Genomic DNA, 13786 nt, shown 5'->3' on the forward strand with positions numbered 1-13786 from the left:
CGCCGTGTCACCCGAAGGTCGCCCGCTCCAGCCAGAACTCCAGCAGGGCCCGCTCCCCCAGCACCTCCACGTCCGCGCTGTCCAGCGGCAGGCGGCGGTAGAAGGCGAGCAGGACCGCGGTCAGCGGCCCCCGGAGGGCGACGGTCGCCTTCTCGTGCCCGCGACGCCACTCGAGGACGCCCTCGGTGAGCTCGACGATCCACTCGGCGTTCAGAGCGGGATCGGTGTCGGTGGCGTGCAGATGGATGCTGCGGCCCGGCCCGCGCAGCTCGTTCGCCACGTCGTGCGGCTGGGTCCGCTGCACGAACTCCACGATCTGCAGCCACTCGTCGATCGCGTCGGCGGCCACCTCCGGAGCGACCTCGTAGGGCAGCCCGGCGGCGAGCGCGGCGTCGGCACGGTGGATCGTGATCTCGTGCGTCACACGACGCGCCCAGAAACCGGCGTCGAAGATCCCGGCCCAGGACCAGACCTTGGCGTCGGGGCCGGCCTCCCGCAGCGTGGCGACGATCATCTCGCCGGTCTCCGCGAGCCAGGCGTCCAGCGCGGCGGCGTCACCCCGCACCCGCGGCCCGCCGCCCGACGGCACCTGATCCTCGGGAATCTCCTCCTCGGCCCGCGTCCGCACCAGCAGCTCCACCCAGCGCAGGGCGCCACCGATATGCCGTACGAGCTGTTCGAGCGACCAGTTGGGACAGGTCGGCACGCTCGCGGACAGGTCCGCCCCCGAGGTCACCACGGTCCTCAACAGCGCTACCTGGTGGGCGATTTCGTCACAGTAGCGATCATGGGTGAGCAGCGTCATGCCGCCGACCCTACGCGCCCGCCGATCAGCCGAGCACGACGATTTCGGCCGCGTCGAACTCCACCCCGACCACGCCCCCGACCTCCGGCGCCTCCCGCAGCGCACACGCCGCCTCCAGCCGGGGCGCCTCCTCCTCCGGCTGGAGTTGTACGGCGACATGGGTCCCCCGGAACGTCCGGGCCGCCACCGTGCACCGCAGCCCCTCGTCCGCGTCGACGATCCGCACCCCCGCGGGCCGCACCAGCAAGGAGCGCACGCCCTGCGCGGCCCCCTCCGCGACCGGGAGCTTGCCCCACGGCGTGACGGCGGCCTCCCCGGCCACCGTGCCCTCGACCACGTTCTCGAAGCCGAGGAAGCGGGCCACGAACTCGTCGGCGGGCCGCTGCCACACCTCCAGCGGCGTGCCGGACTGGGCGATCCGCCCGTCGCGCATCACCACCACCCGGTCGGCGAGCGCGAAGGCCTCGCCCTGGTCGTGGGTCACGGCGAGCACGGTCGTACCCAACCGGCCGAACAGCTCCCGCAGTTCGACGACCAGCCGCTCCCGCAGCGAGCGGTCGAGCTGGCCGAGCGGCTCGTCCAGCATCAGCAGCCGCGGCCGGGGCGCCAGGGCCCGGGCCAGCGCCACCCGCTGCTGCTCGCCCCCGGAGAGCGAGGCGACGGCCCGGCGCCCGGCGCCGGGAAGCCCGACCAGGTCGAGCAACTCCCCCACCCGCCGGGCCTGTTCGTCCTTGGACGCCCCGTGCATCCGCAGCCCGAAGGCGACGTTGCCGGCCACGTCCCGCTGCGGGAACAGCTGATGGTCCTGGAACATCAGCCCCACACCACGCCGGTGCGCGGGCACGCCGGCCTGGTCGCGTCCGTCGAGCAGGACCCGTCCGCCGTCCAGGGGCTGGAGGCCGGCCACCGCCCGCAGCAGCGTCGACTTGCCACTGCCGCTGGGCCCGAGCACACACACGATCTCGTGCTCGGCGACACCGAGGCCCACTGCGTCCAGCACGGCCCGGCCACCGAACCGTACGGTCGCTTCGTCAAGGCTCAGCAGCATCTAGAACTCCCCGGTCCGGTCGGTCCGCAGCCGCTCGAGCACCAGCAGCGCCACCGCGCACACAAGCATCAGGATCGTCGAAAGGGCCATCGCCTGGCCGTAGTTGAGCTCTCCGGCCCGGCCGAGCAGCCGCGCCACGGCGACCGGCAGGGTCGGGTTGTCGGGCCGCGCGATGAACACCGTCGCCCCGAACTCGCCGAGCGACACCGCGAAGGCGAACCCGGCCGCGATCAGCAGGGCCCGCCGCACCATCGGCAGGTCCACCTCACGCCAGACCCGGCACGGTGATGCCCCGAGCACCGACGCCGCCTCCCGCAGCCGCTGGTCCACGGCCCGCAGCACCGGCAGCATGGTCCGGACGACGAAAGGCACCCCGACCAGCGCCTGGGCCAGCGGCACCAGGATCCAGGTGCTTCTCAGGTCCAGCGGCGGCTCGTCCAGGGCGATCAGGAACCCGAAGCCGACCGTCACCGCGGACACCCCGAGCGGCAGCATCAACAGCGCGTCGAAGCCCCGTACGAACCGGCCCGCGTCCCGTCGGGTCAGCGCTGCCGCGGCCAGTCCGCCGATCAGCACGGCGATCAGGGTGGCGACGACCGCGTACTGGAGCGAATTGCCGATCGCCTCGATCGGGGCCACCAGGAAGACCCCACCGTCATCACTGGTCAGCGCACGGTAGTAGCCGAAGTCTGGCGCGTCCAGGGACCGCTGCACCAGCACGGCCAGCGGCAACAGCAGGAGTACGGCGATGACGGCAAGGACACCTGCCAGCAGCGCCCACTGCCCCGTCCCGCGGGGCCGCCGCGCGGTCACGGACGCGTCCACCAGGCGCAGGGTGCTCTCCCGCCGCCGTACCGTCCCGGCGTGCACGGCGAGGATCGCGCCCACCGCCAGGAACTGGACGACGGTCAGGACCGCGGCCGTGGACAGGTCGAAGATCTCGGACGTCTGCCGGTAGATCTCCACTTCCAGGGTCGAGAAGGTCGGACCGCCGAGGATCTGCACCACACCGAAGGAGGTGAAGGTGAAGAGGAAGACCATGAGCGCGGCGGCGGCCACGGCAGGCGCCAGGGCGGGGAGGGTGACCTGCCGCCAGGCTTTCAGAGGCGACGCCCCCAGCATCCGCGCGGCCTCCTCCTGCCGCGGGTCGAGCTGGGACCAGAGCCCGCCCACCGTCCGTACGACGACGGCGTAGTTGAAGAAGACGTGCGCGAGCAGGATGGCCCACACGGTGGTGTCGAGCCGTACGCCCCACAGCTCGTCGAGGAGTCCGCCGCGGCCGACGAGCGCGAGGAACGCGGTGCCGACGACGACGGTCGGCAGCACGAAGGGGACGGTCACCACGGCCCGCAGGACCTGCTTGCCGGGGAAGTCGAGACGGGCGAAGACATAGGCACCCGGCAGCGCGATCAGCAGGGTCAGCGCCGTGGAGGCTAGGGCCTGCCAGGTGGTGAACCACAGCACGTGCCGGATGTCGGGCTCCGCGAGCACGTCCGTGAGGCGCCCGAAATGCCAGACCCCGTCGACCTTCAGTCCGCGCGCGACGATCGCGGCGACGGGGTAGGCGAAGAAGAGCCCGAAGAACGCGACGGGCGCGGCGACGAGGCCGAGCCGCACCGCCGCGCTCCGCGCGCGTCCCTTACGCGGGACCGCTTCGGCTACTTCAGTACGAGCGAGGTCCACGACTTGACCCAGTCGTCACGGTTTTCGGCGATCTTCGCCGGGTCCATGGTCTCGGGGTTCTCGGCCTGGGGGCCGTACTTCGTGAACTCCGGCGGCACCTGGGCGCCCTCCCGCACCGGGTAGACGAACATGTTGAGCGGCATGTCCTCCTGGAACTCCCTGGTGAGCAGGAAGTCGAGGAGCGCCTTGCCGCCCTCGGCGTTCTTCGCGTTGCTCAGCAGGCCCGCGTACTCGACCTGGCGGAAGCAGGTGCCCGTCGCGACACCCGTCGGCGCGGTCGTCGGCTTCGGGTCGGCGTAGATCACCTCGGCGGGCGGCGAGGAGGCGTAGGAGACGACGAGCGGGCGGTCGGCCTTGGCCTGCTTGCCGCCGGCCGAACCGGAGAACTCCTCGTTGTAGGCCTGTTCCCAGCCGTCGACGACCTTCACGCCGTTGGCCTTGAGCTTCTTCCAGTAGTCCTGCCAGCCGTCGTCGCCGTACTTCGCGGCGGTTCCCAGGACGAATCCGAGCCCCGGCGAGGACGTGGAGGCGTTCTCGGTGACGAGGAGGTTCTTGTACCGGGGCTTGATCAGGTCGTCGAACGAGTCGGGCGGGGTCAGCTTGTGCTTGCTGAAGTACGCCTTGTCGTAGTTGACGCAGATGTCGCCGGTGTCGATCGGTGTGACCCGGTGCTTGTCCTGGTCGACGCGGTACTCGGGCAGGACCAGGTCGGAGCCCTTCGCCTCGTACGACTGGAACAGTCCGTTGTCGAGCGCCCGCGACAGCAGGGTGTTGTCGACGCCGAAGAAGACGTCGCCCTGCGGGTTGTCCTTGGTCAGGATCGCCTTGTTGACGGCCTGCCCGGCGTCGCCGTCCTTGAGGACCCTGACCTTGTAACCGGACTGCTTCTCGAAGTCGGCGAGGACGCTCTTGGAGACGGCCCACGAGTCGTGGCTGACGAGGGTCACGGTCTTCGAGTCGCCGCCGCTCCCGCCCTCGTCGGACGACCCGCACGCGGAGAGCGCGACGAGGCCGAGTCCCACGGCCGCGACCGTGGCCTTCTTGGTGATGCTCACTGAAATCCTCCTGGGGTGACCAGGAAGAGACGCGGCCCCGCCCGGGGCCTCGGACACACTCCGAAGGTTCCCGGGCAGGGCGCAACAGCTCGAGTAGTGACCGAACTTCCTACCCAGAATGACCTGGGCGAGGTTCAGAGGGTCTGCGGCCGGTGCCGCACTCTCAGCGCTGTGGCGCTCCCCTGTCGGAATATGAAGATGTCGTCGTTCGAACAACGCGTACGAACGTCACACTACCGCTCGGTGGCGGCCAGCTGACCACAGGCCCCGTCGATCTCCTGCCCACGGGTGTCCCGGATGGTGACCGGTACTCCATGGGCGGCGATGGCCTCCACGAACGCCTTCTCGTCCTCGGGACGGGAGGCGGTCCACTTCGACCCGGGCGTCGGGTTCAGCGGGATGAGGTTGACGTGCACGGGCTTGCCCTTCAGCAGCCGGCCGAGCCGGTCACCGCGCCACGCCTGGTCGTTGATGTCCCGGATCAGCGCGTACTCGATGGACAGCCGACGCCCGGACCGCTCGACGTACTCGAATCCGGCGTCGAGGACCTCGCGCACCTTCCACCGCGTGTTCACGGGGACCAGGGTGTCGCGCAGCTCGTCGTCGGGGGCGTGCAGCGAGATGGCGAGGCGGCACTTGAAGCCCTCGTCGGCGAAGCGGTGGATCGCCGGGACGAGACCGACCGTCGAGACGGTGATCCCGCGCTGCGAGAGCCCGAGACCGTCGGGGGCCGGGTCGGTGAGGGCACGGATGGCGCCGACGACCCGCTTGTAGTTGGCGAGGGGCTCGCCCATCCCCATGAAGACGATGTTGGAGAGCCGGGCCGGTCCACCGGGAACCTCCCCGTCCCGCAGCGCCCGCATCCCGTCCACGATCTGATGGACGATCTCGGCGGTGGACAGGTTACGGTCCAGCCCCGCCTGCCCGGTCGCGCAGAACGGGCAGTTCATCCCGCACCCCGCCTGCGAGCTGATGCACATGGTCACCCGGTCCGGGTAGCGCATCAGCACGGACTCGACGAGCGTGCCGTCGAACATCCTCCACAGCGTCTTGCGCGTGGTGCCCTCGTCGGTCGACAGATGCCGCACGACCGTCATCAGCTCCGGAAGCAGTGCTTCCTGCAGCTTGGGCCGCGCGGCGGCCGGGATGTCCGTCCACTCCTGCGGGTCGTGCGCGTACCGCGCGAAGTAGTGCTGCGAGAGCTGTTTGGCACGAAACGGCTTCTCCCCGATCGCAGCCACCGCTTCCTTGCGCTCGGCGGGCGTGAGATCGGCGAGATGCCGCGGCGGCTTCTTGGCTCCGCGCGGGGCGACGAAAATGAGTTCTCCGGGCTTAGGCATGGCTGTACCAGTGTCGCAGATCCATCGGAGTGACCCGGGCCCCCGCGATCCGGCCCTCCGGCCGCCCTCGTCGCCCGCTCAGAACATCCCGCCGACCACCGCGGCGACCCGCGCCCCGTAGGTCTTCCAGCGGTGGGACGTCCGGCAGTACAGCCGGGGCCTGCGTCGCCCCGCCTGGTCGATGAGTGTGTCGCACCAACGGCACGGCAGGTCGCCGTGGTATCCGCCGTCGTCCCCCAGCCGCGCTCTCGCCATGGGCGGAACCCTAGTGACGCGCGCGTGCGGCGGTCCAGACATCCCGGTGCCGCGGTCCAGACATCCCGGTGCCGCGGCTGGGCGGCCGTCGCACGGAACGCGCGGGGCCCCCGCCGAAGCGGGGGCCCCGAGAAGACGTGCGGGTGGGGCGGTCAGCCCGAACCCACGAAGAGCACCAGCAGCAGCCACACCACGGGAGCCGTCGGCAGGAGCGAGTCCAGGCGGTCCATGATGCCCCCGTGCCCGGGAAGCAGCGTGCCCATGTCCTTGATGCCCAGGTCCCGCTTGATCATCGACTCGCCGAGGTCGCCCAGCGTGGCGCTGGCCGCGACCGCGAGGCCCAGCAGGAGTCCCTGCCACCAGGTGCCGTCGTCGATCACGAACTCCATGAGCAGCGCGCCCGCCGCCATGGCGAAGCTGACCGCGCCGAGCAGGCCCTCGCGGGTCTTGCCGGGGCTGATCCGCGGCGCGAGCTTGTGCTTGCCGAAGCGCCAGCCGACCGCGTACGCCCCGGTGTCGCTGACGACCGTCAGGAGCAGGAAGATCAGCACCCGGCGGGGACCGTCGTCGGCCGTGAGCATCATGGCGACGAACGTGGCGAGGAACGGGACGTAGAAGGCCGCGAAGACGCCCGCGGTGACGTCCTTGAGGTAGCCCTCCGGCGGTTGCGTCATCCGCCAGACCAGGACGGCCAGCGCGGTGAGCGCCATCGCGACCCACGCGCCCTCGGCGCCCCGGACGTACCCCGAGACGACCATGGCCGCGCCGCCGATCGCCAGCGGGACGAGGGGCGCCTTGATGCCCTTGCGCTCCTCCAGCCGCTTGGTCAGCTCCCACAGGCCCACCACGACGGCGACCGCTATCACGCCGACGAACGCGGCCTTGACGACGAACAGGGAGGCGACGATCACCACACCGAGTCCGACGCCGACCCCTATGGCCGCGCTCAGGTCCCGGCCCGCGCTCTTCTTCTGCGGCGCGGGCGCCGGCTGCGAGAAGTCGGGCATGGGCTCCGGATTCTGCGACGCCGTCCCGTAGGACGACGCCTGCGGCATGTCGTGAGGGCCGTAGGACAGGGCCTGCGGCGGGTCGTACGGCCGCGTCTGCGGCGTCTCGTCGCGGAACAAGGGGCCGCTCAGCCGAGCGGCCCCCCGGTCGTCATCCTGGTCTCCGCCACGTGCAGGGACGTCGGGCACGATGGGCATGGGGCGAGTCTGCTGCGCGTCATGCGCATCGTACGCGGGACCCGCCGGGGCAGCCCCCTGGACAGGCCCCTGGTCGATGGGCCCCCAGTACCCGGCGGGCGGCCGGGTGTGTGGCGGAGAGCCCCAGGAAGAGTCGTTCATCAGACCTCGAGCAGCTCCGATTCCTTGTGCTTGAGGAGCTCGTCCACCTGGGCGACGTACTTGGCGGTGGTGTCGTCGAGTTCCTTCTCGGCACGACGGCCCTCGTCCTCGCCGACCTCGCCGTCCTTGATCAGCTTGTCGATGGCGTCCTTGGCCTTGCGGCGCACGGAGCGGATGGACACCTTGGCGTCCTCGCCCTTGCTCTTGGCGACCTTGATGTAGTCGCGGCGGCGCTCCTCGGTGAGCTCGGGGAACACCACCCGGATGATGTTGCCGTCGTTGCTCGGGTTGACGCCCAGGTCGGAGTCGCGGATCGCCTGCTCGATGTTGCGCAGCGCGCTCTTGTCGAACGGCGTCACGACCGCCATGCGCGGCTCCGGCACGGAGAACGAAGCCAGCTGGTTGATCGGCGTCGGCGCGCCGTAGTAGTCGGCCACGATCTTGTTGAACATCGCCGGGTGCGCACGGCCGGTGCGGATCGCGGCGAAGTCCTCCTTGGCGACCACGACGGCCTTCTCCATCTTCTCCTCGGCCTCGAGGAGGGTCTCTTCGATCACCACTTGCTCCTGCGTGTCTTGAGTAGGCCCGGCTGCGGTACCTCGGTGAGGGCGTCGGCCGGCTGCGTCGCGTCTTCTTCCTGCACGGTTCCCGACCGGCAGGACATTGTCCATCCCCCGGTCAGGGTGATCAGCCCTGGCTGACTTGGTCACCCACAAGCGTGCCGATCTTCTCACCCTTGACAGCGCGGGCGATATTGCCCTCCGCCAGGAGCTCGAACACCAGGATCGGCAGCTTGTTGTCGCGGCACAGTGTGACGGCGGTGGCGTCGGCGACCTTCAGGTCACGCGTGATGACCTCGCCGTAGCCGAGGGCGTCGAACTTGACCGCGTCCGGGTTGGTCTTCGGGTCGGAGTCGTAGACCCCGTCCACGCCGTTCTTGCCCATCAGCAGCGCCTCGGCGTCGATCTCGAGGGCGCGCTGGGCGGCGGTGGTGTCGGTGGAGAAGTACGGCATGCCCATACCGGCGCCGAAGATGACCACGCGGCCCTTCTCCAGATGGCGCACGGCACGCAGCGGGATGTAGGGCTCGGCGACCTGGCCCATGGTGATGGCGGTCTGCACCCGGCTGTCGATGCCCTCCTTCTCCAGGAAGTCCTGGAGGGCGAGGCAGTTCATGACGGTGCCGAGCATGCCCATGTAGTCGGAGCGGGCCCGGTCCATGCCGCGCTGCTGGAGCTCGGCACCGCGGAAGAAGTTGCCGCCGCCGATCACGACCGCGATCTCCGCGCCGTCCCGCACGACCGCCGCGATCTCGCGGGCGATCTTGTGCACCACGTCGGGGTCGACGCCCAGGCCCCCGCCACCGGCGAACGCCTCTCCGGACAGCTTCAGCAGAAACCGCCCGCGTACTTTGCCGTCGTCGCTCTTCTGGGCCTTGGTGGTCATGGAGATCCCGCCTCTTTCACGTGGTGCACATGCGAAGAAGGCCATTGCCGGTGGGGTGTCGTTCGCATCCCATGCGCGGCAATGGCCTCCTCGTCAGATCTGCTGCGTCCCTCACGCACGCGTGCGTGAGGGCGTACGCGGACGACTACTACGACCCTATCGGGGTCGGGCGCCGATCGCGGTACGGACTCAGATGCCGACCTTGATGCGCGAGAAGCGCTTCAGGGTGACACCGGCCTCGTCCAGAACCTTCTGGACGGACTTCTTGTTGTCGAGCGCGTACGGCTGACCGAGCAGCGTGGCGTCCTTGAAGAAGCCGTTGAGGCGACCCTCGACGATCTTCGGCAGGGCGGCCTCGGGCTTGCCCTCGGCGCGGGTGGTCTCCTCGGCGACGCGGCGCTCGGACTCGACGACCTCGGCCGGCACGTCCTCCTTGGAGAGGTACTTCGGCGCGAAGGCGGCGATGTGCTGGGCGACACCCTTGGCGACGTCGGCGTTCGGCTTGTCGAGCTCGACGAGGACACCGATCTGCGGGGGCAGGTCGGGCATCGTGCGGTGCATGTACGCCGTCACGAAGCCGTCCGCGTACTGCGCGAAGCGGTCCAGGACGATCTTCTCGCCGAGGTTGGCGTTGGCCTCGTCCACGAACGCCTGGACGGTCTTGCCGGGCTCGATCTCGGAGGCGAGCAGCGCCTCGAGGTCGGCCGGGGAGGTTTTGGCGACGTGCTCGGCGATCGTGTTGGCGACGGCCTGGAACTTGTCACCCTTGGCGACGAAGTCCGTCTCGCACTTCAGCTCGACGATGACACCGGAGGAGTTGTCGTCGGCGATGAGGGAGACCACGGCGCCGTTCTCGGCGGAGCGGCCCTCGCGCTTGGCGACGCCCTTCTGGCCCTTGATGCGCAGCGCCTCGACGGCCTTCTCGACGTTGCCCTCGGCCTCGTCCAGCGCCTTCTTGCAGTCCATCATGCCGGCGCCGGTGAGCTCGCGGAGCTTCTTGACGTCAGCGGCGGTGTAGTTCGCCATGATTTCTGGAATCTCTCTCGAAGTCTGAAGATCTACGGGTGCCGGACGGCGGGGGCTTCGTGGGCCCCCGCCGTCCAGAACCCGAAGGTGGTGAGGGGTCAGGCCTGCTCGGCGTCCGCGGCGGGGGCCTCGGCGGGAGCCTCGGCAGCCTCGGCCGGAGCCTCAGCGGCGGGGGCCTCGGCCGGAGCCTCAGCAGCAGCCTCGGCCGGAGCCTCGGCGGCGGGGGCCTCGGCGGCGGCGGGGGCCTCGGCCTCGTCGGCCTTCTTCTCGCCCTCGAGCAGGTCGCGCTCCCACGCGGCCAGCGGCTCGCCCGCGGCCTTGTCGCCCTTGCCCTCGGTGGCGACACCGGAGCGGGAGATGAGGCCCTCGGCGACCGCGTCCGCGATCACACGGGTGAGCAGCGTGACGGAGCGGATCGCGTCGTCGTTGCCCGGGATCTTGTAGTCGACCTCGTCGGGGTCGCAGTTGGTGTCGAGGATGGCGACGACCGGGATGTTGAGCTTCCGGGCCTCACCGACCGCGATGTGCTCCTTCTTGGTGTCCACGATCCAGACGGCGCTGGGGACCTTGGACATCTCGCGGATACCACCGAGGGTCTTCTCCAGCTTGGCCTTCTCGCGCGAGAGCACGAGAAGCTCCTTCTTGGTGAGACCGGACGCGGCGACGTCCTCGAAGTCGATCTGCTCGAGCTCCTTGAGGCGCTGCAGACGCTTGTAGACGGTCGAGAAGTTGGTGAGCATGCCGCCCAGCCAGCGCTGGTTGACGAAGGGCATGCCGACGCGGGTGGCCTGCTCGGCGATGGCCTCCTGCGCCTGCTTCTTCGTGCCGACGAACATGACCGTGCCGCCGTGGGCGACGGTCTCCTTGACGAACTCGTAGGCGCGGTCGATGTACGACAGCGACTGGAGCAGGTCGATGATGTAGATGCCGTTGCGCTCGGTGAAGATGAAGCGCTTCATCTTCGGGTTCCAGCGACGGGTCTGGTGACCGAAGTGGACGCCGCTTTCCAGCAGCTCCCGCATCGTGACGACGGCCATGGCCGTTCTCCTTGGTTTTCTCGGTTGTGCCGCGGGTACCGGCTGGTTCCCGCGCCTGACGCCCGCGATGCGCCTTGCCGCTAGGGACCGAGAGGCGCTGACACCGGCCGGGTGAGGGCCTGATGTCGGGGCGTGCGAAGTCGACCCGGTGACCCGGATCGCCAGAAGAAGTGTACGGGACCCGCGGGGCACCGGGTGACGCCGCTGTCCACAACCGGGGCCCGGTCCACAGGCACGGGCCGTGACCGGGGCGGATGCGGGACGGTTCCGGCATGCGAGCGATGCGATGTGCGGGTGCGGGTGCGCGGGCCGGGTTGTCGTCACTACTGACGGCGCTACTGCTGACCTGCGCGATTCCGCCGGACACCGGGCCGGTTCCGTTCGGGCCGACGGCCACGGACACCTCCGTTCCACCCGTCGGCCGCACCTGGCCCGTCGGCTCCCGCCCCGCGGTCCTGCGCGGCTGGGAACCCCCGGCGACCACGTACGGCCGCGGGCACCGGGGCGTCGATCTAGCGGCCGCTCCCGGCACACCTGTACGAGCGGTCACCGCCGGCCGGGTGTCCTTCGCGGGCCGGGTGGCGGGCAAGGGTGTCGTCTCGGTGGAACTGCCGGGCACGGGCGACCCACCCCTGCGGACGACCTACGAGCCGGTCCGGGCAGCGGTGGAGAAGGGGGCGGAAGTGGCGGCCGGCGAGGTCGTGGGCACGGTGGAACCGACCGGCTCGCACTGCGCCAGCCCTTGCGTGCACTGGGGCCTGCGGAGAGGCGAGACCTATCTCGACCCCCTGTCGCTGCTGCCACCGTGGCTGCTGCGACGGGGCCCGTCGCGACTGCTCCCGGTGATCGGCGTACCCGTGCCGCCGTGATCGCCCGCTCCCGGTGATCGGCGTACCCGTGCCGCCGTGATCGCCCGCTCCCGGTGATCGGCGTACCCGTGCCGCCGTGGCCGCCCGCTCCGCTCACGGGCCGGTCGAGCCGCTGGACGGGCGCAGGTGGGCACGGCCGGCACCTTGACGCCGTCATGCCGTGCGAGCCACGCGGCACACACAGTCCAGGTGGGCGCTGCCGACACCTGGGCGCCGTCACGCCGTGCGACGCACCCGTCCACCGCCCAGGTCGGCACGGCCGGCGCCCAAGGGGCCCACGCGGCCCACACCGCCTGCCGGCGTCAGCCGCGCACACCCCGCAGAGCCATCCCCACGGCCGCCTCCGTGATCACCGAGGGCTCCTCCGCCGCTCCCAGCTCGATCCGCCGCACCGCCGCGTCCACGACGCCCTGCAGCAGCATCGCCGCCATCCGGGGCTGCTCGTGGCCCATCTCCCCCAGGGCCTCGACGATCATCGCCACGAGCCCTCCGTGCGCGGCCCGGATCTTCTCCCGGGCTCCCGCGTCCAGCTCGCTCGCCGAGATCGCCACCACGGCCCGGTGCCGCCGGTCCCCGACCAGCGCGAGCTGCTGCCGCACATACGCCTCGACCTTGGCCTCCGGCGTGTCCGCCGCGGCCATCGCCGCCGAGACCTCCGCCGCCCAGACGGGGAAGTCGACCTCGCACAGCTCCTCGACCACGGAGGCCCGTGACCGGAAGTACTCGTACACGGACGACCGCGCGAGACCCGTCCGCTCGGCCAGGGCCGGGAAGGTCAGCGCCTCCGTCCCGCCCTCGGACAACAGGGAACGAGCCGCGTCCAGCAGGGCGGCTCGCTGCATCGACCGGTGCTCGGCCACGGAGGCCGCTCGAATCCTTGGCACGTCAACCACTCTACGGACGGACCAGCGCCGACGGGAGTGCTCCCACGCACCCACCCCCTCAGCGGCCGAAACTCGCCAGCTTCGCCCGCAGCTGGAGCACCGACTTGGTGTGGATCTGACTCACCCGGCTCTCGGTGACCCCCAGCACGTTCCCGATCTCGGCGAGCGTGAGCCCCTCGTAGTAGTACAGCGTGACCACGGTCTTCTCCCGCTCGGGCAACGTGTTGATCGCCCGCGCCAGGAACCGCCGCAGCTCCCGGTCCTCGGCCACCTCCACCGGATTGTCCGCGGCGGTGTCCTCCAGCGTGTCCATGAGGCTCAGCCGGTCGCCCTCCCCGCCGACGTGCAGCAGCTCCTCCAGCGCGACCACGTTCGCCAGCGACAACTGACTGAACACCGCGTGGAGTTCGTCGACCGCGATGCCCATCTCGGCGGCCACCTCCCCCTCGCTCGGCGTCCGTCTGAGGCGGGCCTCCAGCGTGGCGTACGCCCGCTCGACGTTGCGCGCCTTCTGCCGCACGGACCGCGGGATCCAGTCCAGCGCCCGCAGCTCGTCGATCATCGCGCCCCGAATGCGGGTGATCGCGTACGTCTCGAACTTGATCTCGCGGTCGACGTCGAACTTCTCGATCGCGTCGATGAGCCCGAAGACCCCCGAGGACACGAAGTCCGCCTGCTCCACGTTGGGCGGCAGACCGACACTCACCCGACCCGCCACGTACTTGACGAGCGGTGAGTAGTGCAGGATCAGCTGCTCGCGCAGCCGCTCGTCCCCCGTCGCCTTGTACGACCGCCACAGCTCGTCGAGCGTGGAGGGAGCGGGCGGCCTCACGCTGCCACCGTCGCGGGCGGCTGGGGGGATCGCCGCCCGGTCGGACCCGGAGGTGTGCTGGGGCATTCGTTGCCTTGTGCCGTTCTGCCGTAAGTGGCGGTACCTGGGCGAGCTGTCTGTCTGATGTCGAGATTGCCTGTCTGCGTCGAATCCACGTGAG

General features: G+C 70.4%; 14 protein-coding genes. 1 reads left to right on the plus strand and 13 read right to left on the minus strand.

The window, feature by feature from the left end:
- Positions 1 to 7: 7 nt before the first annotated feature.
- The 11 genes from AQJ84_RS29505 to rpsB all read right to left on the minus strand — a co-directional run bounded on the left by AQJ84_RS29505 (position 8) and on the right by rpsB (position 11041).
- Entirely contained in the window at positions 8 to 805 is a 798-nt protein-coding gene (locus AQJ84_RS29505) for a maleylpyruvate isomerase family mycothiol-dependent enzyme (RefSeq protein ID WP_030041032.1), read from the minus strand.
- A gap of 25 nt (positions 806 to 830) precedes the next feature.
- Positions 831 to 1853, minus strand: coding sequence for an ABC transporter ATP-binding protein (locus AQJ84_RS29510; protein ID WP_053191515.1), 1023 nt, complete (start codon positions 1851 to 1853; stop codon positions 831 to 833).
- Entirely contained in the window at positions 1854 to 3536 is a 1683-nt protein-coding gene (locus AQJ84_RS29515; RefSeq protein ID WP_079022671.1) for an ABC transporter permease, read from the minus strand.
- Complete coding sequence (locus tag AQJ84_RS29520) at positions 3512 to 4591, minus strand: thiamine ABC transporter substrate-binding protein (protein ID WP_030041031.1); 1080 nt, start codon at positions 4589 to 4591, stop codon at positions 3512 to 3514. Before AQJ84_RS29520 ends, AQJ84_RS29515 begins: the two co-directional genes overlap by 25 nt.
- A gap of 233 nt (positions 4592 to 4824) precedes the next feature.
- Positions 4825 to 5931, minus strand: coding sequence for a 23S rRNA (adenine(2503)-C(2))-methyltransferase RlmN (rlmN, locus tag AQJ84_RS29525; protein WP_030041030.1), 1107 nt, complete (start codon positions 5929 to 5931; stop codon positions 4825 to 4827).
- 78 nt (positions 5932 to 6009) lie between these two features.
- A complete protein-coding gene (locus tag AQJ84_RS43220) occupies positions 6010 to 6186 on the minus strand; it encodes a hypothetical protein (protein WP_157874958.1) in 177 nt (58 codons plus the stop codon).
- A gap of 152 nt (positions 6187 to 6338) precedes the next feature.
- Complete coding sequence (locus AQJ84_RS29530) at positions 6339 to 7532, minus strand: phosphatidate cytidylyltransferase (protein ID WP_078631960.1); 1194 nt, start codon at positions 7530 to 7532, stop codon at positions 6339 to 6341.
- Positions 7532 to 8089 (minus strand): ribosome recycling factor, encoded by a 558-nt coding sequence (frr, locus tag AQJ84_RS29535; RefSeq protein ID WP_030041028.1) that lies wholly within the window; start codon positions 8087 to 8089, stop codon positions 7532 to 7534. The genes AQJ84_RS29530 and frr overlap by 1 nt, the downstream gene beginning before the upstream one ends.
- Positions 8090 to 8219: 130 nt before the next feature.
- Positions 8220 to 8978 (minus strand): UMP kinase, encoded by a 759-nt coding sequence (pyrH, locus tag AQJ84_RS29540; RefSeq protein WP_030041027.1) that lies wholly within the window; start codon positions 8976 to 8978, stop codon positions 8220 to 8222.
- Between the two features lie 189 nt (positions 8979 to 9167).
- Positions 9168 to 10004: a translation elongation factor Ts gene (tsf, locus tag AQJ84_RS29545; protein ID WP_030041139.1), complete on the minus strand. Its 837-nt coding sequence runs from the start codon at positions 10002 to 10004 to the stop codon at positions 9168 to 9170.
- A gap of 98 nt (positions 10005 to 10102) precedes the next feature.
- Positions 10103 to 11041: a 30S ribosomal protein S2 gene (gene rpsB, locus AQJ84_RS29550; protein ID WP_053191518.1), complete on the minus strand. Its 939-nt coding sequence runs from the start codon at positions 11039 to 11041 to the stop codon at positions 10103 to 10105.
- 272 nt (positions 11042 to 11313) lie between these two features.
- Here rpsB and AQJ84_RS29555 point away from each other — a divergent pair, with 272 nt between their 5' ends.
- Positions 11314 to 11910, plus strand: coding sequence for a murein hydrolase activator EnvC family protein (locus tag AQJ84_RS29555; protein ID WP_079022672.1), 597 nt, complete (start codon positions 11314 to 11316; stop codon positions 11908 to 11910).
- A gap of 302 nt (positions 11911 to 12212) precedes the next feature.
- On the opposite strand, the gene AQJ84_RS29560 is transcribed toward AQJ84_RS29555, so the two are convergent.
- Together AQJ84_RS29560 and whiG are read right to left on the minus strand one after the other, a co-directional pair.
- On the minus strand, positions 12213 to 12770 hold the full coding sequence (locus AQJ84_RS29560) for a TetR/AcrR family transcriptional regulator (protein WP_030041026.1): 558 nt from the start codon (positions 12768 to 12770) through the stop codon (positions 12213 to 12215).
- A gap of 82 nt (positions 12771 to 12852) precedes the next feature.
- Positions 12853 to 13692 (minus strand): RNA polymerase sigma factor WhiG, encoded by an 840-nt coding sequence (whiG, locus tag AQJ84_RS29565; protein ID WP_030041025.1) that lies wholly within the window; start codon positions 13690 to 13692, stop codon positions 12853 to 12855.
- Between the last annotated feature and the right edge of the window lie 94 nt (positions 13693 to 13786).

Source organism: Streptomyces resistomycificus, assembly GCF_001514265.1.
Taxonomy (GTDB): Bacteria; Actinomycetota; Actinomycetes; order Streptomycetales; family Streptomycetaceae; genus Streptomyces; species Streptomyces resistomycificus.

Coding starts and splice junctions, on each gene's coding strand:
- tsf (WP_030041139.1), bottom strand. CDS start 10,004: ATGGCGAACTACACCGCCGCTGACGTCAAGAAGCTCCGCGAGCTCACC.
- rpsB (WP_053191518.1), bottom strand. CDS start 11,041: ATGGCCGTCGTCACGATGCGGGAGCTGCTGGAAAGCGGCGTCCACTTC.
- AQJ84_RS29505 (WP_030041032.1), bottom strand. CDS start 805: ATGACGCTGCTCACCCATGATCGCTACTGTGACGAAATCGCCCACCAG.
- AQJ84_RS29530 (WP_078631960.1), bottom strand. CDS start 7,532: ATGAACGACTCTTCCTGGGGCTCTCCGCCACACACCCGGCCGCCCGCC.
- AQJ84_RS43220 (WP_157874958.1), bottom strand. CDS start 6,186: ATGGCGAGAGCGCGGCTGGGGGACGACGGCGGATACCACGGCGACCTG.
- AQJ84_RS29555 (WP_079022672.1), top strand. CDS start 11,314: ATGCGAGCGATGCGATGTGCGGGTGCGGGTGCGCGGGCCGGGTTGTCG.
- pyrH (WP_030041027.1), bottom strand. CDS start 8,978: ATGACCACCAAGGCCCAGAAGAGCGACGACGGCAAAGTACGCGGGCGG.
- whiG (WP_030041025.1), bottom strand. CDS start 13,692: ATGCCCCAGCACACCTCCGGGTCCGACCGGGCGGCGATCCCCCCAGCC.
- rlmN (WP_030041030.1), bottom strand. CDS start 5,931: ATGCCTAAGCCCGGAGAACTCATTTTCGTCGCCCCGCGCGGAGCCAAG.
- AQJ84_RS29510 (WP_053191515.1), bottom strand. CDS start 1,853: ATGCTGCTGAGCCTTGACGAAGCGACCGTACGGTTCGGTGGCCGGGCC.